The organism is Pseudoduganella sp. R-32 (assembly GCF_049913245.1).
Taxonomy (GTDB): domain Bacteria; phylum Pseudomonadota; class Gammaproteobacteria; order Burkholderiales; family Burkholderiaceae_D; genus Rugamonas.
Window position 1 is genome coordinate 134,825 of record NZ_CP183987.1, and the last position, 18,875, is coordinate 153,699.

General features: G+C 63.1%; 18 protein-coding genes. 5 read left to right on the plus strand and 13 right to left on the minus strand.

Going from position 1 to position 18,875, the window contains the following annotated elements; genetic code table 11:
- Positions 1 to 26: 26 nt before the first annotated feature.
- Positions 27 to 632, minus strand: a complete 606-nt coding sequence (locus tag ACN9MU_RS00560; protein WP_426166494.1) for a 2-hydroxychromene-2-carboxylate isomerase — start codon at positions 630 to 632, stop codon at positions 27 to 29.
- Between the two features lie 203 nt (positions 633 to 835).
- Positions 836 to 1,453 carry a TetR/AcrR family transcriptional regulator gene (locus ACN9MU_RS00565; protein WP_426319871.1) on the minus strand — a complete coding sequence of 206 codons (618 nt, stop codon included), beginning with the start codon at positions 1,451 to 1,453 and terminating at the stop codon, positions 836 to 838.
- 121 nt (positions 1,454 to 1,574) lie between these two features.
- Between ACN9MU_RS00565 and ACN9MU_RS00570 the strand changes: the two genes are divergently transcribed.
- Entirely contained in the window at positions 1,575 to 4,115 is a 2,541-nt protein-coding gene (locus ACN9MU_RS00570) for a kelch repeat-containing protein (protein WP_426319873.1), read from the plus strand.
- Here the strand turns inward: ACN9MU_RS00570 and ACN9MU_RS00575 are convergent.
- Together ACN9MU_RS00575 and ACN9MU_RS00580 are read right to left on the minus strand one after the other, a co-directional pair.
- Positions 4,109 to 4,597 (minus strand): GNAT family N-acetyltransferase, encoded by a 489-nt coding sequence (locus tag ACN9MU_RS00575; RefSeq protein WP_426166500.1) that lies wholly within the window; start codon positions 4,595 to 4,597, stop codon positions 4,109 to 4,111. The two genes, ACN9MU_RS00570 and ACN9MU_RS00575, sit on opposite strands and share 7 nt — an antisense overlap.
- 20 nt (positions 4,598 to 4,617) lie before the next feature.
- A complete protein-coding gene (locus tag ACN9MU_RS00580; protein ID WP_426319875.1) occupies positions 4,618 to 5,064 on the minus strand; it encodes a GNAT family N-acetyltransferase in 447 nt (148 codons plus the stop codon).
- A gap of 292 nt (positions 5,065 to 5,356) precedes the next feature.
- Here ACN9MU_RS00580 and ACN9MU_RS00585 point away from each other — a divergent pair, with 292 nt between their 5' ends.
- Positions 5,357 to 6,151 carry a DUF6624 domain-containing protein gene (locus tag ACN9MU_RS00585; protein ID WP_426166504.1) on the plus strand — a complete coding sequence of 265 codons (795 nt, stop codon included), beginning with the start codon at positions 5,357 to 5,359 and terminating at the stop codon, positions 6,149 to 6,151.
- Here the strand turns inward: ACN9MU_RS00585 and ACN9MU_RS00590 are convergent, their stop codons facing one another.
- The 5 genes from ACN9MU_RS00590 to ACN9MU_RS00610 form a co-directional block, all read right to left on the minus strand.
- A complete protein-coding gene (locus ACN9MU_RS00590) occupies positions 6,152 to 7,951 on the minus strand; it encodes a DUF2201 family putative metallopeptidase (RefSeq protein ID WP_426319878.1) in 1,800 nt (599 codons plus the stop codon).
- Positions 7,948 to 9,021, minus strand: a complete 1,074-nt coding sequence (locus tag ACN9MU_RS00595; RefSeq protein ID WP_426166508.1) for an AAA family ATPase — start codon at positions 9,019 to 9,021, stop codon at positions 7,948 to 7,950. Before ACN9MU_RS00595 ends, ACN9MU_RS00590 begins: the two co-directional genes overlap by 4 nt.
- 4 nt (positions 9,022 to 9,025) lie before the next feature.
- On the minus strand, positions 9,026 to 9,172 hold the full coding sequence (locus tag ACN9MU_RS00600; protein ID WP_200951750.1) for a hypothetical protein: 147 nt from the start codon (positions 9,170 to 9,172) through the stop codon (positions 9,026 to 9,028).
- Positions 9,173 to 9,175: 3 nt separating this feature from the next.
- Positions 9,176 to 10,384: an RtcB family protein gene (locus ACN9MU_RS00605; RefSeq protein WP_426166511.1), complete on the minus strand. Its 1,209-nt coding sequence runs from the start codon at positions 10,382 to 10,384 to the stop codon at positions 9,176 to 9,178.
- A 258-nt stretch (positions 10,385 to 10,642) separates the two neighbouring features.
- Positions 10,643 to 11,158, minus strand: a complete 516-nt coding sequence (locus tag ACN9MU_RS00610) for a hypothetical protein (RefSeq protein WP_426166513.1) — start codon at positions 11,156 to 11,158, stop codon at positions 10,643 to 10,645.
- Positions 11,159 to 11,251: 93 nt separating this feature from the next.
- Here ACN9MU_RS00610 and ACN9MU_RS00615 point away from each other — a divergent pair, with 93 nt between their 5' ends.
- Entirely contained in the window at positions 11,252 to 11,731 is a 480-nt protein-coding gene (locus ACN9MU_RS00615) for a hypothetical protein (RefSeq protein WP_426343983.1), read from the plus strand.
- A gap of 44 nt (positions 11,732 to 11,775) precedes the next feature.
- On the opposite strand, the gene ACN9MU_RS00620 is transcribed toward ACN9MU_RS00615, so the two are convergent.
- Entirely contained in the window at positions 11,776 to 13,638 is a 1,863-nt protein-coding gene (locus tag ACN9MU_RS00620; RefSeq protein ID WP_426166517.1) for a phosphoenolpyruvate carboxykinase (GTP), read from the minus strand.
- A gap of 359 nt (positions 13,639 to 13,997) precedes the next feature.
- Between ACN9MU_RS00620 and ACN9MU_RS00625 the strand changes: the two genes are divergently transcribed.
- Positions 13,998 to 14,948 carry a D-2-hydroxyacid dehydrogenase family protein gene (locus tag ACN9MU_RS00625; protein WP_426319881.1) on the plus strand — a complete coding sequence of 317 codons (951 nt, stop codon included), beginning with the start codon at positions 13,998 to 14,000 and terminating at the stop codon, positions 14,946 to 14,948.
- 51 nt (positions 14,949 to 14,999) lie between these two features.
- Here the strand turns inward: ACN9MU_RS00625 and ACN9MU_RS00630 are convergent, their stop codons facing one another.
- Positions 15,000 to 15,776 (minus strand): L-asparaginase, encoded by a 777-nt coding sequence (locus ACN9MU_RS00630; protein ID WP_426319883.1) that lies wholly within the window; start codon positions 15,774 to 15,776, stop codon positions 15,000 to 15,002.
- Positions 15,777 to 15,891: 115 nt separating this feature from the next.
- On the opposite strand from ACN9MU_RS00630, the gene ACN9MU_RS00635 reads away from it, so the two are divergent.
- Positions 15,892 to 16,377: an asparaginase domain-containing protein gene (locus ACN9MU_RS00635; protein ID WP_426166523.1), complete on the plus strand. Its 486-nt coding sequence runs from the start codon at positions 15,892 to 15,894 to the stop codon at positions 16,375 to 16,377.
- 1 nt (position 16,378) lies between these two features.
- Here ACN9MU_RS00635 and dsbD read toward each other — a convergent pair whose 3' ends face one another.
- A complete protein-coding gene (dsbD, locus tag ACN9MU_RS00640) occupies positions 16,379 to 17,839 on the minus strand; it encodes a protein-disulfide reductase DsbD (RefSeq protein ID WP_426343984.1) in 1,461 nt (486 codons plus the stop codon).
- Entirely contained in the window at positions 17,836 to 18,834 is a 999-nt protein-coding gene (locus tag ACN9MU_RS00645; protein ID WP_426336716.1) for a TlpA family protein disulfide reductase, read from the minus strand. The genes dsbD and ACN9MU_RS00645 overlap by 4 nt, the downstream gene beginning before the upstream one ends.
- Positions 18,835 to 18,875 lie beyond the last annotated feature (41 nt).

An 18,875-nucleotide genomic window follows, 5' to 3' on the forward strand; every position in this document is an offset into this window, starting at 1 on the left:
AAAGTCACGCTTCCGTCACGCCCCCCTCACGCTGCGCGACGCGACGCTGCCAGCCAGCGCTCCAGGTGCGGGAAGCGGTCGTAGCCCCAGAACGGCTCGCCGTCCGCCAGCACGAAGGGCACGCCGAACACGCCCTTGGCCAGCGCATCCTCATTGCCCTGCTTGAACTGGGCCTTGATCGCCGGGTCTTCCATGCCCCCCAGGAAGGCCGAGCCGTCGATGCCCTGGCTTTCCGCTATCCCCAGCAGCACCGCCTTGTCGGCGATGTCCACGCCGTCGGCATAATAGGCCTGGAAGCAGGTGCGGGCAAACGACACCGCCGCATCGTCGCCATGGTTGGCGCGCACCCACAGCATGGCCCTTCCCGGCGCCATCAGCATTTGCGGGAAGGCGCTGGAAGGATTGAAGGGGATCGCCTCATCCTGCGCCGTGCGCTGCATGTCGCGCGTGACGTACTTCCATTTGACCGGCACCACCGGCGACGGCAGCACGCCGGTCACCTGGGTCAGCGCCGGCAGCAGCACAGGATGCCAGCGCACAGTGGCGCCGTTGGCTGCCGCCAGCCATTCGATGCGGCGGGCGGCAAAGTAGGAATAGCCCGAGGCAAAATCAAAGTAGAAGTCGAGGACCATGGCCGCTCCTTAGTAGTTTTCGCCAAAATCGTTATTGTTCTTCGGCAATCCGCGCAGGATGCCCCACAGGCTGCTGTGGCTCATGAAGTAGATGCCGACCGGCACCAGCAAAAGCAGGAATCGCATGTTCTTTCCCCAATTTCGCACACCCGTGCGAAGTCAAGTTAAAAAAAGGCCGCAGGCGAACCCGCGGCAACCCAAAATCACAAATCGTTGAAACTCTTGTACGTCGAAATCAGGCGGTTGAAAGCACGCTGCGCATGGCGCGGCGACTGCTCGTCACGCAGGAAGCGGGCATCGTGCAGCAGGCCCACTACCAGGCTGTAAATCTCGAACACCAGTTGCTCGGGTTCGGTGTCCGGCCGCAGCTGGCCGGCTTCCATCGCCTGCAGGATGGTCTTGCGCAGCGAGGCGCGCCAGGCCAGCGCGCCTTGCGCCAGGCGGTCGCGCACCGCACTGCCTTCGTAATCGTCGAACTCGAAAGCGCCCGCCGTGTACAGGCAGGATGTGCGCAGCGCCTCGTCGGCCGCGCGCTGGAACCAGGCCGCGACCTGGGCCTGCAAGCGCGGCAGGCCGCGCGGCAGGGACAGCGACGGCATGAAGACTTCGGCCGCGAAGCGGCGGTCATATTCGTCCAGCACCGCGCATTGCAGCTGCTCGAGCGAACCGACGCGCGAAAACACCCCGCTCTTGCTGATGCCGGTGCGCTTGGCGATCTCGCCCAGCGACAGCTTGCCGATGCCTTCCGCCGCGGCCATTTCCATGGCGGCGCCGAGGATGGTGGCGAAGGTCGCTTCGCTTTTTGCGGTCAAGGTGTCCATGGGTCAAACTTTAGCACACATGTGCGAAATGTCAAACCTGAATATTTCCTTGTTTTTTTTGATTGACTATTTCGCAAATATGAATAGAGTTGTGCCCGGGAAATATCTGAGGAGAAAAGCTTTGTACCCAACCCCACTGCGCCAACTCGCAGCAGCCGCCCTGCTGGCCTGCGCTACCCTGTCCGCCCAAGCCCAGGTTTCGACCGGCAACATGACCGTGCCGCGCATGCTGCACCAGGCAAGCGCCCTGCCCGACGGCCGCATCCTGCTGACTGGCGGCGTGTCCACGCCCGGCGCCCCGATTTACGCCAGCACCGAAATCTATGATCCTGTCACCGGCCAGTTCACGCCTGCCGCGCCAATGCTGACTGCCCGCCGCGAGCATGCCTCAGTCACGCTGCAGGATGGCCGCATCCTGGTTGCCGGCGGCATGACGCCGGCGGGCGCCTACACCAACACCGCCGAAATCTACGACCCTGCGACCGGCCAATGGACCGCCGCCGGCAACATGAACTCCATGCGCTTTCGCACCATCGCGCGCCTGCTGCCTGATGGCCGGGTGATGGTGATGGGCAAGGACGGCTATTCCACCGGCGGGTATGCCGATATCTTCAATCCCGCTACCGGTACTTTCAGCAAAACCGGCAACTTTGTCGAGAACTCAGGCTGGCACGGCCTGGTAGTGCTGGCCGACGGCCGCGTGATGAAGGTTGGGGGCGAGGCCAGTACGGCACCTGCTCCTTATGCTCCGTACAGCACCCGGGCTGAGATCTGGGACCCTGCCAGCAATCAATGGAGCGCCACGGGCCCGATGTCCATCGGGCGCTCAACCATCGAACCGGTGCTGCTGGCGGACGGCAAGGTCCTGGTGGCCGGCGGCCGCAATACGATGTCCCAGCGCAGCACTGAAATCTACGATCCGGCCACCGGCGCCTTCACTCCGGGCCCCGAGATGCCGGCCGATCTCGAGCCGCAGACTGCCACCGTGCTGCCGAACGCGGATATCGTCTACACCGCAGGCTATAACCGTCAACTCATGCGCTACAACGCCGCCAGCGGTACCTGGAACCTGAGCGGCCCGCAACGCATCCGCAAGCGCGACCTGAGCGTATCGCGCCTGCCCGACGGCAACGTGCTGCTTGCCGGCGGAGCCGAACAAAACGACTCCACGGCATATGCCGCAATCTGGGACCAGGCCTGCTCCAGCCAGTTGACGACCGTGCCGGTGCGCACGCAGAACGTCGGCGGCGATGCAGGAACGGTCAGCTTTACCGTCAATGCAGCACCCGGCTGCCGTTTCGAGGCGGCGAACCTGCCAGACTGGCTGTCCGTTGACGGCGCCAATCCACAGCAAATGCCGTCCGGCGGCTCATTCGCAATGACGTTCAAGACCACCGCCAACTTGAGCGGCGCATCGCGCACCGCATCGTTCTTGCTGGCGAATGAGACCGTCTCCGTCACGCAGGTGGCGTCGGCCAGTTGCCCATCGGCGCCCGTCGTATCGCCGGCCACGACGACTGTCAGCGGCTCCGGCGGCACCGGATCGCTCAGCGTCTTTGCAGCCGCCAATTGCCCGTGGAACGTGGTCTCCATGCCCAGCTTTGTCACCGCCACCGGAGCGACCAGTGGCAGCGGCAACGGCAGCATCGCCTACTCGGTTGCCCCTAATCCGGATACCACGGCCTCGCGCAGCGGCTCCGGCCAGGTGGCGTCGATGGGGTATGCCACGACGTTCACCTTCACCCAGGACGCGCGCAAGCTCTGCCCGACGCCGCCGGTCATCAGCTTGAGCAACGCATCGTTTACTACCGCCGGCGGCAGCACGACGGGCACCATCACCGCCGCGCCGACTTGCAAATGGGCCCTGGCCGTGCCGGTCACCTGGGTCAGCGTAACATCCGGTTCTTCGGGTACCGGCAACGGCAGCTTCAGTCTCAATATCGCGCCCAACACCGGCGCCGCGCGCAGCGACTACATGTCCGCCACCACGCCCGATGGCGTTGGCATCGCCAAACTGAGCCAGGCCGGTTCTGCATGCGCCACCTGGAGCGTCACGCCGGCCAGCAGCAGCTTCCCGGCAAAAGGCAGCAGTGGCAACTTCACGATAGCGGCGCCAGCCAGCTGCAACTGGAGCTTGTCCGGCGTGCCAAGCTGGATGAGCATCACCAGCGCCATCAGCGGCACCGGGAACGGCAGCATCACCTACTCGGTCAGCGCCAATCCCGGCGAGGCGCGCAGTGCCACCGCAACCCTCAGCGGCAGCGGCCTGACGCTGCCGCTGAGCCTGAACCAGCAGGGCTCGACCCAGTCCACCGCCTGCAGCAAATGGATCGTCAGCGGCGAGCCGGCAAATGGCAACCTGCAGTCATCGACCTGCCCGGCCGGCGCACGCGGCACCGGTTACTACACTGACCGCTACACCTTCGGCGTCTTGCCAGGCCGGGTAGTGACGATCACCCTGAGCTCGTCGAGCTTCGATACCTACCTCTACCTGCGTGACGGCGCCGGCAATATCATCAGCTCCGACGACGATAGCGGTGGCGGCACCAATTCGCGCATCAGCTACACGCTGCCGGCGGGTGCATGGGGCAACTACACCATCGAGGCGACCAGCTACTACTCCGGCCGGTCCGGCGCCTACACCCTGAACTTCACTCAGTAAGGATCGGGACTCCAGACGGCGTACATCTCGCCGTCTTCCTCTACGCCCGCCTCGATGAAGCTGCAGGCGGCGTAGAGATCCTTCGCCACGGCGTTGTCCGGACGGTAGCTGGTCCAGATGCGCTGCACGTCGCCGTGCTTCTGGATCTCGGCCAGCGCCAATTCGACCGCGCGGCGGCCGTGGCCCCTGCCCTGGAAGCGGCGGTCCACCATCAGGTGGTAGATCGCGTAATCGCCCGCTTCATCCTCGGCGCCGGGCGCGGCGTACATCAGGAAGCCCACCACGCCGTCCTTGTCGGCGATGGCGCGGCAGTGATAGTTCGGGTGGAAGCTGGCTTCCGCAATCGCATACATGGTGGCTGCCGCGTGGTCCTGCTGGTATTCATGCAGTTCCAGCTCGGCGATGTCGGCGAAATTTTCCTTGGTGACCACGTGCAGGTTGGTCGTAATCCATTTCCTCAGGAAGCGTTGATATGGTCTCATTCATGACTCCTTCTTCTTCGTTACAGCTCTAATACTGCGTTCATTTCGCCGTCCTCGTCGAAGTCGGTTTCGACGAAGCCCATGCTGGCGTAAAGATCCTTGGCCCTGGTGTTGTCGGGCTGGTAGCTGATCCAGACCTTGCGCACGCCGCCGCGCGCCCGGATCTCGGCCAGCGCCGCCTGCAGCGCCTTGCGGCCGTAACCCTTGCCTTGGTGGAGGATGTCCACCATCAGGCGCCACACGCCGAATTCGCCGGGCTGGCCTTCCAGTTCCAGGTCCACATACATCAGGAAGCCAAGCAATTCCTCGCCCGCATAGATGGCGCGCGCCTGCATCTGCGGGTAGAAGCTGGCCTGCGCAATCGAGTAGGCATTGCTGGCAATGTAGTCGCGCTGATGGTCCAGCAGCCGCAAGTCGGTGATGTCGTCGAAGTTCTGTCGGGTGACAGCTTTGAGTTGGATCTCCATGATTCCTTTCCTCCTTGCGCCGGGGACCAAAAAACAAAAACCCCGGCAAGTTTCCTCGCCGGGGTTTGTCGTCGGACGTCCGGCTCGGGGTGGCAATTTGCCAGTGCCCCGAGCGCACGCGCATCAGGGCTATCTGGTGTGCTTAATGCAGGTGATAGCGAAATTGCGCATGGCCGTCCTTTCTTGATCTGGGTTATACAACTAACGAGCGCTGATTCTGCGCTCTGCGCGAATGTGGTGTCAAGAAAAACTTTGTATAAATACTCACCTTGTGTTCTTGTACAGGACAGCAATGCGCTTGATGCTCAGCCTGGTACGCCAGGCCGCCACGCGTGCTCCATTGTTCGCACAGGTTTGCTACCGTAGGTACATGATGAGCATCTACAAGCTTGCGCTACCGTTGCTGCTGGCCTGCCAAGGGCTTGCCAATGCCGCCGAGCCAAGCCGCATCAGCGTGCAGACGCTGGCGGCGGGCAAGGAGGTCGCACGCATCATGCTGCCCATCGGCCAGCAGCATACGGTGCAGGTGGAGGCCAACCAGGTCGAGCAGGACCACCGCGGCTCCACGCATGCGCGCGGCAATGTGCGCGTGACCATCCGTACCGGCGGCGCAGCCACGACCATCCTTGGCGAAGAAATCATCATCAAGCGCAAGGTGCTCGATGCCCGCGAGCTGGCCGCCATCCGGGCGCTGGAAGGCATGGGTGCACCCGGCAAGCGCGATGCGGCGCGCGACCGCAAGGAACTGGCGCGCCTGAAGACCATCGTCGCTTCCCACGGCTGGCCGGGCACGCGCTTCGCCGGGCCCGAGCTGTCCCAGAATGCATTCACCGTCCTGATGCGCGTGCCCGAGAAGGAACTGGAAGCCCTGCTACCGGACTTGCGCGAGGCCCAGGCGGAGAATGACGTGCCGGGCTCGCAACTGGCGCAAGCCGAGGACAGGCTGCGTGTCGCCAAAGGACTGCCGCAACGCTACGGCACCCAGCTCGCCAGCGGCAAGCCGGTCGTGATCGAAGACGAAAGCGGACTCGACATCCGCCGCAAGATGATGGGGCTGCCGCCAATGCCCGCCTCTTCCGGCCAGTAGCTATTCCGTCATGTAGAAGACTTCCCCGCGCGGGACAAACGGCAAGCGGCGTCCGTCGGCCAGCAGGTAGGCGTGGTCCATGCGCGTCTCGAGCTTGTCCTCGCACCAGCCGTCCGTCACTACCAGCACCGGGCCGTGCGCCGGCAGCTCGCCTCGGTGCGCCAGGTCGCGCAGGTGATCGAAGCCCGGCTGCAGCACCGTTCCGCCGCGTCCGCGCAAGGTGAAGCGGTCCAGCAGGTTATCCGGTTCGACCCAGCCGCAGTCGTAGGCCGCGGCGTCGCAGCACACCAGGCGCACGGCAATGACGTCGCGCGCCATCGCATAGCTGGCGATGGCGCCAAGCGCCTTGCCCAGCATGGTAGGCTCCATCGAACCCGAAGTATCGAGCAGCACGCCGAAGACGCGGCTCTTGCGTTCTTCCTCGGGCGGCTTGCACAGCGAAGGCCGCGGAATATCCGGCGTCGCTCCCTGCCGGCGCGAAGGCCGCGCATAGCTGCGCCGCAGCTCCAGCGGAGGGAACCTTTCGTCGAACCAGTGCGCGAGCCGGGCGTCCCACGGAATCGGCGGCTGCGCCAGGCTGCGGATCTCCTCCAGCAGGCCAGCCGGAACGGTGCCGCGCGCGCCCTCATATTCCCAGCGGTCCATGCCTTGCGCGAGTGCGCGGCGGCAGTATTCCTCCGCGTCCGTAAACTGGGCGCCGCTGTCCTCGCCCAGCAAATCCGGCTGCCCAACGCCGCGCATCGTAGCCAGCTTGCGTGCACGGCGAATATCGCGCGCCAGGCCGTCATAGATTTCATCTGCGGATTGTCCTGCCAGTGCAGCGTCGTACAGCATGCCGATGGCGGGCGCCGCACCAACCTGCATCTCGACCAGCCAGCCATTAATCGCGAAATCGCAGGCGACATTCCACAACACCGGATCACGCCCGCGGCGACGCGACGCGTGGTTGAGGCCAGCGTGCAGCAACTCATGGGCCAGCACGAACAACGTTTCGTCGTCATTCAGGCCGGCCGCCGGATTGATCCAGATGCGGCGGGCGCCGACATCGATGGCGGCAACGCGAATATCGTACTGCTGGCAAATCCGGATATCGTTCTCCAGGTCGAAGCTCGCTGCCAGGGCGCCTAGCAAAGGATAGCAATCCATCATGCGGCGCCGTGCGCGGTGCTCGCGGCTGTGCGGCCTGGCCGCCTGTTCGACAGTTGCGCCGCCCGCGATGGCAAGCGCCCTGCCGACGCCGCGCGCAATCCCATCTGCCAGCAATTCATGCCACGGCTTGTGGCGCTTCCAGGGCATCGCCTTCTCGTCGAGCGAGGTGAACACCGACCCAGTGCCGGCAATGTCCGCGTGCCAGGCCAGCAGCGGCGCGGGACAGCCGCCGCTGCAAAAGCGCTGCAGCAAGGTTTCCACGCCGGCGTCCTCGCATTCGGGCAAACGCCATTCTTCCGGCAATTCGCCCAGCTTGAGTTCAGCGCAAAAACGCGATGCAGACACCAGCGCTGCCAGCTCCCACAGCAGCGCCGGTTCACGGCGCCGCACCAGGCCCAGTCCAAGGCAGGACAGCGCGATGCCGATCACGCGCGCCCATTCGTCCGGCTGCGCGCGCCGCTTCGGATGCAGCCAAAGTGTGCCGCCGGGCGACACGGCAAGCCATCCGCCGGACGGCACGAACTGGTGCGTCGCATCGGTGTGAAATTCCGCCTGGGCCGCGATAGCGCCCAGCACCGGATGCGCCCGCACATGGGCAATCCCGGCCTGGCGCGCGGACGCGGCCGGATCGGGCTTCCTGTCCCTGCTCATGCAGTCTCCTTCTGGCTGCGGCCGGCCAGTCGTGGCAGGTCGCGTGCCACTTCGACCAGGAACCACGCAGGCAAGCGGCGGCCCTGGGCATCTTCGCCGAGCAGCGATTGCGCGATCTCGACGCTGATACGCGCCAGGTCGCGCAACATATCCTTGGCGCGGATCGACAAGGCATGGTGCGCGCTGCGCACTGCCGATTCCTCTTCCGGCAGCTCCTTCACCAAATGGGCGCGGAAGGATTGCGCGAGGAAGTACAGCACGTCCCGATCCGCCGGTGCATCCGGCCAGTGCTGGTCGCCCTTGATAATCGCATGCAGGCCATGCTTGTGCCGCAGCTGCTTGAGAAAGCCCTTGAAGTTGCCAGCGTGATTGGGCGACAACAAGCCATAGGCCAGCGCATCCACCAACTCCTCGCCGGAACCTTCGCCGAAGGAATGCAGCGCGTCCGACAGCATGTGCCAGCTGCGCGGCGTCGAGAACGGCTCTTCGTGTTTCGGCGGCTCGCTCCACAGATGATCGGGACGCAGCTGGATGTACTCCAGCACCCAGGGATGGATGCCGCCCTCGCCGCTTGCCCATTCCAGCCACTGGCGGTGGTCGGAGCGCAAGTGGATATGGACCATGCGGTTCACCAGTGCCGACGGCATCGGCTTGACGATGGCCGCATCCTTGGCGCGGTTGCCGGCGCCGATCACGATGGTTCCTTTCGGCAGGCTGTATTCGCCGATGCGCTGGTCCAGGATCAGCGAATAGAATGCCTTCTGGATCTCGTGCGACGAAGCATTCAGTTCGTCCAGGAACAGGACGAAGGGCTCATCACGCACGATGTTTGCAGGAGGGAAGAAGCGCGAGCACTTGCCGTCGATCTGCGGAATGCCCAGCAAATCTTCCGGCGCAAGCTGGCTGCCGAGCAGGGAGACGCACTCCATGCCGACGGCTTCCGCAAAGCGGCGCACCAGGGCGCTCTTGCCGATGCCCGGCGGGCCCCACATGAATACCGGGCGGGTGATCGCAACGTGCAGCAGGAAGTCAATCGCCTGCTGTTGGTTCAACATGATTGCCGATTGCATGCGCTCACTCCTCCCGTTCCAACTGGCGGCGCAGTTGCTGCTTCAGCGCGCGCCGCGATTGTTCGACGCGCTGGTGGCCGCCGGCCTTGCGCTGGCGCGCCAGCACGGCCAGCGGGTTGCGCGGCTTGGGTAGTTTGATGGTTACCTTCATGATTTATCCTTTCACGCACACGACTTGCTTCAGCGTGTGCACGATTTCGACGAGGTCGGACTGGTGCGCCATGACCTGGTCAATGTCTTTGTAGGCGGCGGGGATTTCATCCACCACGCCGCCATCCTTGCGGCATTCGATGCCCTGCGTCTGTTCGGCCAGGTCGAAGCGGTTGAATTTGCGTTTCGCTTCGCTGCGGCTCATGCGTCGTCCGGCGCCGTGCGAGCAGGAGCAGAACGATTCCTCGTTGCCCTTGCCGCGCACGATGTAGCTGCGGGCACCCATGCTGCCCGGGATGATCCCCAGCTCGCCTTCGCGCGCCGAGATGGCTCCCTTGCGGGTGACGTACAGCTTGTGGCCGAAGTGCGATTCCTGCGCCACGTAGTTGTGGTGGCAGTTGATCGCCTCGCCGTCGAGCTTGAACGGCGGGACGTGCGGCTCCAGCGCCGCCACCACGCGGCGCATCATTTCGCGCCGGTTCAGCATGGCGTAGTCCTGGGCCCAGTCGACTGCTTCCACATAGTCGTCGAACAGTTCCGAACCTTCGCTGAAGTAGGACAGGTCGCGGTCCGGCAAGTTCACCTTATGGCGCATCATTTCCTTGCGTGCAGCGGAAATGAAGTAGCGCCCGATGACATTGCCGATGCCGCGCGAGCCCGAATGCAGCATGATCCAGACGCGCTGCTCTTCATCGATGCACAGCTCGATGAAGTGATTGCCGCCGCCCAGGGTGCCAAGCTGGCAGATCCAGGTCTGCGCGAACTTGTGCTGCATCTTCATGATGCCCTTGTGGCGCGCCACGATGCGGTCCAGGCGGTCGTTCAGCGGACGTCCGACGCGGGCGTGGGCGGAGCCGCGCACCTTGTCGAAAGCGTGCTGCTCGAAGCCGACCGGCACCAGCGTTTCGATCGCGCTGCGCACGCGCGCCAGGTTGTCGGGCAGCTGGCTCGCGGTCAGCGTCGTGCGCACGGCATTCATGCCGCAGCCGATGTCGACCCCGACAGCGGCGGGAATGATGGCGCCGCGCGTCGGGATCACGCTGCCGACGGTTGCGCCGATGCCGGCGTGTACGTCGGGCATGGCCGCCACGTGCGGATGCACGATCGGCAGGTTCGCAATATTCAGCAGTTGCTGGATGGCCGAATGATCAATGTCATCCGTATAGATGTGCACAGGCACCAGGCCTTTGTGCAGGCTTTGCTTAATTGGCATAACGTCTTTCGTTATGCCGGGGCTGTAGAAACAAAAACCCCGGCGAGTTTCCTGGCCGGGGTTCGTGTTGGAAGAACGACCGGCTCGGGTGGCTTGATTGCCTGCCCCGAGCGCTCGCGCTGCGGGGCTATCTCATTTGCAGATTGTGGATAGCCGTACGTGGCATGGTCGTCCTTTCGAAAATGGGGTTGGTAAAAAATCAGTGGACGCGATTCTGCGCCCATTACAAATCACATGTCAAGAAAAACTTTCAGAGCTTCAATCGAGGCTGATGTTTTTCTCGGCTGCCACCTTGGCAAGCTTGGCGATCAGCAGCTCCCATGCGGCACTCGCGGCCCCATCCAGTTTTTGCAGCTTGTCGATAGCATCGTATCCCATAAGGCACGCAGCCCTATCCCTTGCAACCTTATCATTCCCTGCCACGATGTCGACTCCCTCCAGCGCATACAGCTGCACCTTCAAATCGGTGGCCGCCTTCTTCCGCACAGCCTCCGCCTCTTTGGCCTCCTGGTCCAGGATCGCGAAATTCATTACCTGCAGGGAGGCTTCTTGCGGAGTCCAGGCACCTGCATTGATTAACCTGGCTTTGATAGCGTCAATTCTCTTCGTATATTGCTTCTCACGGTCGGTCATGGCAGTACCTGCAGCCATGAACTCTTTCTGGAATCCTGACACGTATGCCTTGGCGTGAGCAGCATTCTCGCAATCCTGCTTGGCGGCAAACGCCTGCATGTTCAGCGCCGCGATTGCCGCAGCAACAAATGCCTTCTTCATCGTTTTTTCTTCTTCATATTTACATTGCAGTTTCAACAAATTTCACGGAAGCTTATTGGGAATCAGGTACCTGGTCAACTATCGGGATGTTGAATGAAGATTCGCAGTATTGTGTCTACTGGCGCGCTTTTCATCGCGTGTTCAACTGCCAGCGCGGGAAGCCTGGTCAAGGCTTATGCCGACAAGGCGAGGAATGTGCACGTCGTGACTGCGTCGGGCAAAGACATCAAGCTGACGACGGACCGAAGGGCAGATGATGTCCGGCTCGCTTCCGACGGCGAGTCTGCAGCCTGGCTCGTGCTTGCGTATTTCGCCGCGGATGGCAGGCGATGGCCCACCGAGCTGCATGTCTATCACGGCGGCCGCACGCGCTCCTCCAAGTGCGGAATGATCATTCGCGAATACTGGTTCTGGAAGAACGGCACGCACGTTGCCACCGATTGCGGAGGCCTGCATTTCTCCGGGATCGAAACGCTGTACGATGTGCGCACCATGAAAGAGGTCGACAGCTTCGACCAGGCCGAGGTTCCGGTTGAGCAGCGACCTGAATGGTCGAACGCGAGCAGGGAATAAAAAAACGCGCCCCGTGAGGCGCGTTTTTTTGGAAGCGGTAAAGCTTAGCCGTTCAGGCGCTGCTCCAGCTTGGCCATATTGTCCTTCAGCTCTTGCGGCAGGTGGTATGCCAGCTTCTCGAACAATTCAGCGTGCAGCTTCAGCTCCGCGCGCCATGCATCCTTGTCGATCGAGGTGATGGTCTCGAACTCCTCGGCGGTGAATGGCAGGCCGTCCCACGAGATGTCGCCGTAGCGTGGGGTGGTGCCGAAGATGTTCTCGACGCCGCCGCCGGTGCCTTCAACGCGCTCCAGCATCCACTTCAGCACGCGCATATTGTCGCCGAAGCCAGGCCATACGAAATGGCCGTTTTCGTCGGTGCGGAACCAGTTGACGCAGAAGATCTTAGGCAGGGTGGCGCCCTTGCCTTCCAGGCGCTTGCCCATGTCCAGCCAGTGCTGGAAGTAGTCGCTCATGTTGTAGCCCATGAACGGCAGCATGGCGAACGGGTCGCGGCGCACCACGCCCTGCTGGCCGGCGGCTGCAGCGGTGGTTTCGGAGCCCATGGTCGCAGCCATGTACACGCCTTCGATCCAGTCGCGCGCTTCGGTCACCAGAGGCACGGTGGTGGAACGGCGGCCGCCGAAGATGAAGGCGGAGATCGGCACGCCAGCTGGATCATCCCAGGCCGGGTCGATCACCGGGTTCTGGGTTGCGGCCACGGTGAAGCGCGCGTTCGGGTGCGATGCCTTGGTGCCGGACGCCGGGGTCCAGTCCTTGCCTTGCCAGTCGACCAGGTGCGCAGGCGCCTCCTTGGTCAGGCCTTCCCACCAGATATCGCCATCGTCGGTCAGCGCGACGTTGGTGAAGATGGTGTTCTCGTTGAGGCAGGACATGCAGTTCGAGTTGGTCTTGGTGTTGGTGCCAGGAGCCACGCCGAAGTAACCCGCTTCAGGGTTGATCGCGTACAGGCGGCCATCCTTGCCCGGCTTGATCCAGGCGATGTCGTCGCCGATGGTGGTGACTTTCCAGCCGTCGAAGGTCTTCGGCGGGATCAGCATGGCGAAGTTGGTCTTGCCGCAAGCCGAAGGGAATGCAGCGGCAACGTAGTGCTTCTTGCCTTCCGGGGATTCAACGCCCAGGATCAGCATGTGTTCTGCCAGCCAGCCCTCGCCGCCGTTCTTGGCGTCGTTGTAGCCCATGGTGGAAGCGATGCGCAGCGCGAAGCACTTCTTGCCCAGCAGCGCATTGCCGCCGTAGCCGGAACCGTAGGACCAGATCTCGCGGGTCTCAGGGAAGTGCACGATGTACTTGGTGGCGTTGCATGGCCAAGGCACATCTTTTTCGCCGGCAGCCAGCGGCTTGCCGACAGTGTGGATCGCAGGCACGAACTCGCCATCGGTACCCAGCACGTCGTACACGGCCTTGCCCATGCGGGTCATGGTGCGCATGTTGACGGCGACGTATGGGGAATCGGACAGTTCCACGCCGATGTGGGCGATCGGCGAGCCCAGCGGGCCCATCGAGAACGGCACCACGTACATGGTGCGGCCGGCCATGCAGCCGTCGAACAGGCCGTTCAGGGTGCCGCGCATTTCCTGCGGGTCCATCCAGTTGTTGGTCGGGCCGGCCGCTTCCTTGGTCTGCGAGCAGATGAAGGTGCGGTCTTCAACGCGGGCGACGTCGGTTGGGTCGGAGCAAGCCAGGTAGGAGTTTGGACGCTTTGCTTCGTTCAGCTTTTTCATGGTGCCGGCGGCAACCATTTCAGCGCACAGGCGGTCGTACTCTTCCTGCGAGCCGTCGCACCAGTAGATGCGAGCCGGCTTGGTCAATGCGGCGACTTCCGCCACCCAATTGATCAGCTTTTGCTGTTTGATGTAAGCTGGTGCGTTCATGGTTACAACGCCTCCCATAACGGGCTGATTCATAGTACCTCCAATGCCAATAAAGAATTCTGTCTTGTCCCGGCACGGCAGGAATCGTCGTCAGCTGATAGCTTGCGCGGAAGAATTGATACTTCGGCGAAATACGGCGGTTCTGTCGATGCGCCCGATAACTCGAGGGCGCGAGCGCCAGGCGGGGGTGTGCCCGGTCGCTGGAACATATGCTGCTGGAGCCTGCCTGGCTTACCCGGTCGGGCTCCTTGAATTTGGCCGATTGTACACCTGCGATCCCGCGCTTCCGACAAAAATGTAGGAATATTGCCCGACTAATGTAGTAGGCTATTCCAGATATTCACAAACCTGTTATTTCCCTACCATTTTCATCACAAAATCTGCTAACTGACATGAAAATTGCGATTCTCGATGATTACCAGGATGCAACTCGTGGCCTGGAATGCTTCAAGCTCCTGGATGGCCACGAGGTCAAGGTTTTCAACAATTCCGTGAAGGGCATGGGCCAGCTGGTGGCCCGCCTGGCGCCGTACGAGGCGCTGGTGCTGATCCGCGAGCGCACTGCGTTCAACCGCGCTTTGCTGTCCAGGCTTCCAAACCTGAAAGTGATTTCGCAGACCGGCAAGGTCAGTGGACATGTCGACATGGAAGCTTGCCGCGAACTTGGCATCACGGTCCTGGAAGGCGTAGGTTCGCCGACTGCGCCCGCGGAATTGACGTGGGCGCTGGTGATGGCAGCGCGGCGCAAATTGTTCCAATACGCCGGCAAGCTGCGCGACGGACAATGGCAGCAGGTATCGATCAGCCATGAGCACAACACGCTGGGCCTGGTGCTGGCGGGCAGCACGATGGCGATCTGGGGTTACGGCAAGATTGGCAAGCTGGTAGCGGGTTATGCCAAGGCGTTTGGCATGCGCGTGATTGTCTGGGGCAGCGACGCTAGCCGCGCAGCAGCCAAGGCCGACGGCTACGAAGCCGCCGCATCGCGTGAAGCCTTCTTTGGCGAAGCGGATGTCTTGTCGCTGCACCTGCGCCTGGCCGAAGGCACACGCGGCATCGTCACGGCCGAAGACCTGGCGCACATGAAGCGCGACGCGCTGTTCGTCAACGTGAGCCGCGCCGAGCTGGTTGCGGCTGGCGCGCTGGAAGAAGCACTCAAGGCCGGCCATCCCGGCTATGCCGCACTGGACGTGTTCGAAACCGAACCGCTGCCGGAAAATTCACCGCTGCTGCGCATGCCGAACGTGCTGTGCACACCGCACCTCGGCTACGTCGAGCAAGCCAGCTACGAGCTCTACTTCCGCAACGCCTTCCAGAACCTGGTCAACCACCTCAACGGCTGAGCCCGTGTCACACCATGGGGTCACACCCCAGAAGTGACACGAGCTGAAGCATTACACGGCTGTGTCCGTGTCACAGTTGGGGTGTGACCCCAAGGTGTGACACGGGCTCGGCAGTGGCATGGTGTGGACCTTGGTCCAGAGGCCGGCCCAGCCGGGGGGCCAGGTGATCGGTTCGCCGCTGTAGGGCGGGAGGTTGGCGCGGACGGGCACCACCGGGACTGCGGGCATGTCACTTAACGGGCCGCCGTTCGGGCGCTGCATGTCGAGGCTGTACATGTAGCCGGGGAGCAGGGCGTCGCACACGCGCGCGAACCATTCGGTGTGGTCTTCGTCGCGGCCAAGCGCTTGCGCCAGTCCTTGCGGGTCGAATCTGGCCAGGGCGTGCACCAGTTCTTCCGTCGTGGCGCCGGGCTGGTCGCCCCAGCCCATCACGGGGTTGAAGATGTAGTCGGCGCCGGAGCCGTACCAGCCTTCGCGCCAGGAACGCTGCATCCAGTCGCGCGGACCGGTAAACAAGTGCCAGCGCCAGTGCAGGCCGGATGGCTTGGGCCAGGAGTACAGGTATAACTTCTGGTAGCCGGCCTTGTGCAACTCGCGCACTACCGCCATCAGCCGCGCGTGCGGCATGCGGTCGGGCGGGGCGCGGCGGAACAGGATTGCTTCGCCGTCGGCAAACTGCACTTCGTCGGTGGAGAGGTTCAGATCGAGCGTGCGCGATTCATTGCCAAACCGGGCGGAAATCCAGCCGGTCAGCAAATTGACAGCCGTGATGACGCCATAGCCGCGGTAGCGGTGGAAAATCACGGTTCCTGGTGCGAGCGCTTTCATGTTCTGGCCGGGCAAAAAACCCAGTGTAGTCAACTGTTCGGCGGAATGCCAGCCGGAAGTGGCAAACTTTTTCGGCTATCATGCACGCCATTCATCGATTTCATTTTAATTCATCATGACCCTGCGCATCATTGCTACCGGCGGCACTTTCGACAAGCACTACAACGAACTGAATGGCACCCTGGCTTTCACCGAAAGTCACCTGCCTGCCGCGATCAAGCGCGCCCGCATCACCACCCCTTGCGAGCTGGAAGTCGTGTCGCTGCTCGATTCGCTGGACATGGTCGATGCCGACCGCCAGCGCGTTCTGGCCGCCTGCCAAGCCGCTTCGGAAAAAGCCATCGTGATTGTGCACGGCACCGATACCATGCCGCAGACCGCCGCCGTCCTGGGCCCGGCCATCAAGGACAAGACCATCGTCTTCACCGGCGCCATGATTCCTTACGAGATCGATAATTCCGACGCCTTCTTCAACATGGGCTTTGCCTGCGGCGTGGCGCAGGTGCTGCCGCCCGGCGTGTACGTGGCAATGAACGGCCAGATTTTCGCCTGGGATAACGTGCAGAAAAACAAAGCGGCCGGTGTATTTCAGCCGCTCTGATTCATTTGAGTTTCGCCAGCGTTTGCTGGAAGCGCGCGGCGTCCTGGTAGCCGATTACGCGCGCTAGTTCCTTGCCCTCGCCATCGAACAGGATGATGGCGGGCGGCCCAAACAGGCCATAGCGTTTCAACAGGGCCTTGTCTTCATTGCTGTTGGAGGTTACGTCGGTCTGCAGCAGCACCGCCCCTTCCAGCGCGGCCTTCACCGGCGCCGCGCTGAAAGTGAACTTTTCCATTTCCTTGCATGAGACGCACCAGTCGGCATAGAAGTCGAGCATGACAGGGCGGCCTTTCGCCAGTTCCGCTTCGAGTTGCTGCACGTTGGCGACCTGCTTGAACGGCAGCGCCGAGACGTGGCGGTTCGGCAGCAGCGGCAACGCCATCCACGCGGCCAGCGCCAGCAGCATGACGCCGAAGCCACGCTTGACCCACACCATCCACGAACCTGCACGCGGCAGCAGGCTGCCTGCTGACACTCCGACCAGCACCAGCGGCACGCTCATGCCTGCCGCCATTGCGAACAGCGCACTGCCGCCGACCAGCACGTCGCGCGTCTGGCTGATGTAGACCAGCGCTCCCGCCAGCGGCGCGGCCACGCAAGGGCCGACCATCAGCGCGGAGACGGCGCCCATGCCGAACACGCCGGCCAGCTTGCCGGCCGTGCGGCGGTTGGCGCTGTCGGCCAGGCGCGATTGCAGGACTGCCGGCAACTGCAGCTCGTAAACACCGAACATCGACAGCGCCAGCGCGGACAGCAGCAAGGCGAACCCACCGATCACCCATGGCCTCTGCAAAGAAGCCGCGAGCCCTTCGCCCGCCAGCCCGGCCGCAATGCCAAAGCCGGTGTACACCAGCGCCATGCCCAGCGAGTAGGCACCCGACAGCAATAGCCCGCGCTTGCGGCTTGGCCTGGCGCTGTCGCCCACGATGATAGAGGACAGGATGGGAACCATCGGCAGCACGCAGGGCGTAAATGCCAGGCCAAGGCCGAGCAGCAGGAACAGCGGCACGATTTTCAGCAATTGGCCGCCTTGCAGCGTTTGCGCCAGCGGCGCAGCCGCTTCCAGCGTAACCCCGGAATCCATCGGCGAATAGCACAGGCCGGCGTCGGCGCAGCCCTGGCTCGTCACGCGCAGCACGAAAGGGCCTTCGCCCTGAACCGGCACGCGCACGGTGACGCGGTGGCGGTAAGTCTCCACTTCCTTGCCGAAGGTCTGGTCGAACTTCACTTTACCTGGCGGCAGTTGGGGGGCGTCCACCTTGGCGCCGTCCGCGCTGAAACGGAAACGGTCGCGGTACATGTAGTAGCCGTCTGCGATGTCGAAACTGACTTCGGCAGTGCCGCCATCGGCCATGCGCGCCGAGAAGCGGAAGGCGGCCTCCGGCTCGAGAAAATCCTGCGCCACCGCCCGTGCCAGCCCGAGTACGGCGAGCAGCAGCGCCAACAAAATGCGCCGCATCATTGCACCTGCAAGGCTTGCACTGCCTGCGCCAGGCCGCGGTCATCAGGCCCCATCACGCGTGCTACGCGGCCCTGGCGGTCCAGCAGGACAATGCTGGGAATCTGGCGCACGCTGAAGGCGTTGAACAGCGTCCCATCCTTGTCCAGACGCATCGCCATGCGCGACTTTTTGCTGCGTGCGAACTCGGCGACTTCCTTGTCCGACGACCAGACCGGCGATGCGACGGCAAGCCATTCGACGCCGGGTGTCGCAGCCAGCGCTTCTGCCTCTTCGCGCACCCGCTGGCACGCTTGTGCTGTCGCAGGGCGGCTTTCGCGCAGGTAGGACTCGCACCATGGCGAGAAGAACATCAGCGCGCGTGGTTTGCCCTGTGCGGCCGGCAGCGGCAGTCCTTGCGCGACATCGCCGACTTTGAACGCGGCGCGCGCCGGGGCGGCTTGCGGCGCCAGGGCCACCGGACTGGCTGCCGCACTTTCGCTCACTGCGCGCTGCAGCGCTTTCTCGAGATCCTTGTCATGCAAATGGCCGATATGCTGGATGCGGCCATCGCGGCCAATCACGATGTGCTGCGGCGTGACGCGCAGGTTGAGGCTGGCCGCCAGCGAACCGTCATCGATAACGATTGGCATGTGCAAGCCATGTTGGGCGCGGTAGCTCTTCACTTCCGTTTCGGTGTCGCTATACCCCGCGTTGACCGCGACCACGGCGAGCTTGTCTCCGTACTGCTGGAAGGACTTCTCGAATGCGGGCATCTGCTCGCGGCAAGGCACGCACCAGGTGGCCCAGAATTTGAGGTAGACCGGCTTCTTGCCGTAGTAAGAGGCGAGGTCGATGCGCTGGCCGTCGATGGTTTGCAGCACGGCGGCGGGACCCGGCTGCCCGATCAGGGCCTTGCCGGCCAGTTTGGCCCGGCTGGCGCCGCTGCCGGCTTCGTCGGCATGGGCGGGGACGGTGGAAAGGCACACTAGAAGTGCTGCGATCAATGGCTTGAACATGATGGCTTTCGTGGATTGGATGAATCCATGGTACCTTTGGC

Bases quoted from the DNA above. Each gene is read 5' to 3' on its own strand.
- ACN9MU_RS00560 (WP_426166494.1), bottom strand. From the start codon at position 632: ATGGTCCTCGACTTCTACTTTGATTTTGCCTCGGGCTATTCCTACTTT.
- ACN9MU_RS00565 (WP_426319871.1), bottom strand. From the start codon at position 1,453: ATGGACACCTTGACCGCAAAAAGCGAAGCGACCTTCGCCACCATCCTC.
- ACN9MU_RS00575 (WP_426166500.1), bottom strand. From the start codon at position 4,597: ATGAGACCATATCAACGCTTCCTGAGGAAATGGATTACGACCAACCTG.
- ACN9MU_RS00580 (WP_426319875.1), bottom strand. From the start codon at position 5,064: ATGGAGATCCAACTCAAAGCTGTCACCCGACAGAACTTCGACGACATC.
- ACN9MU_RS00585 (WP_426166504.1), top strand. From the start codon at position 5,357: ATGCGCTTGATGCTCAGCCTGGTACGCCAGGCCGCCACGCGTGCTCCA.
- ACN9MU_RS00590 (WP_426319878.1), bottom strand. From the start codon at position 7,951: ATGAGCAGGGACAGGAAGCCCGATCCGGCCGCGTCCGCGCGCCAGGCC.
- ACN9MU_RS00595 (WP_426166508.1), bottom strand. From the start codon at position 9,021: ATGCAATCGGCAATCATGTTGAACCAACAGCAGGCGATTGACTTCCTG.
- ACN9MU_RS00600 (WP_200951750.1), bottom strand. From the start codon at position 9,172: ATGAAGGTAACCATCAAACTACCCAAGCCGCGCAACCCGCTGGCCGTG.
- ACN9MU_RS00605 (WP_426166511.1), bottom strand. From the start codon at position 10,384: ATGCCAATTAAGCAAAGCCTGCACAAAGGCCTGGTGCCTGTGCACATC.
- ACN9MU_RS00610 (WP_426166513.1), bottom strand. From the start codon at position 11,158: ATGAAGAAGGCATTTGTTGCTGCGGCAATCGCGGCGCTGAACATGCAG.
- ACN9MU_RS00615 (WP_426343983.1), top strand. From the start codon at position 11,252: ATGAAGATTCGCAGTATTGTGTCTACTGGCGCGCTTTTCATCGCGTGT.
- ACN9MU_RS00620 (WP_426166517.1), bottom strand. From the start codon at position 13,638: ATGAATCAGCCCGTTATGGGAGGCGTTGTAACCATGAACGCACCAGCT.
- ACN9MU_RS00625 (WP_426319881.1), top strand. From the start codon at position 13,998: ATGAAAATTGCGATTCTCGATGATTACCAGGATGCAACTCGTGGCCTG.
- ACN9MU_RS00630 (WP_426319883.1), bottom strand. From the start codon at position 15,776: ATGAAAGCGCTCGCACCAGGAACCGTGATTTTCCACCGCTACCGCGGC.
- ACN9MU_RS00635 (WP_426166523.1), top strand. From the start codon at position 15,892: ATGACCCTGCGCATCATTGCTACCGGCGGCACTTTCGACAAGCACTAC.
- dsbD (WP_426343984.1), bottom strand. From the start codon at position 17,839: ATGATGCGGCGCATTTTGTTGGCGCTGCTGCTCGCCGTACTCGGGCTG.
- ACN9MU_RS00645 (WP_426336716.1), bottom strand. From the start codon at position 18,834: ATGTTCAAGCCATTGATCGCAGCACTTCTAGTGTGCCTTTCCACCGTC.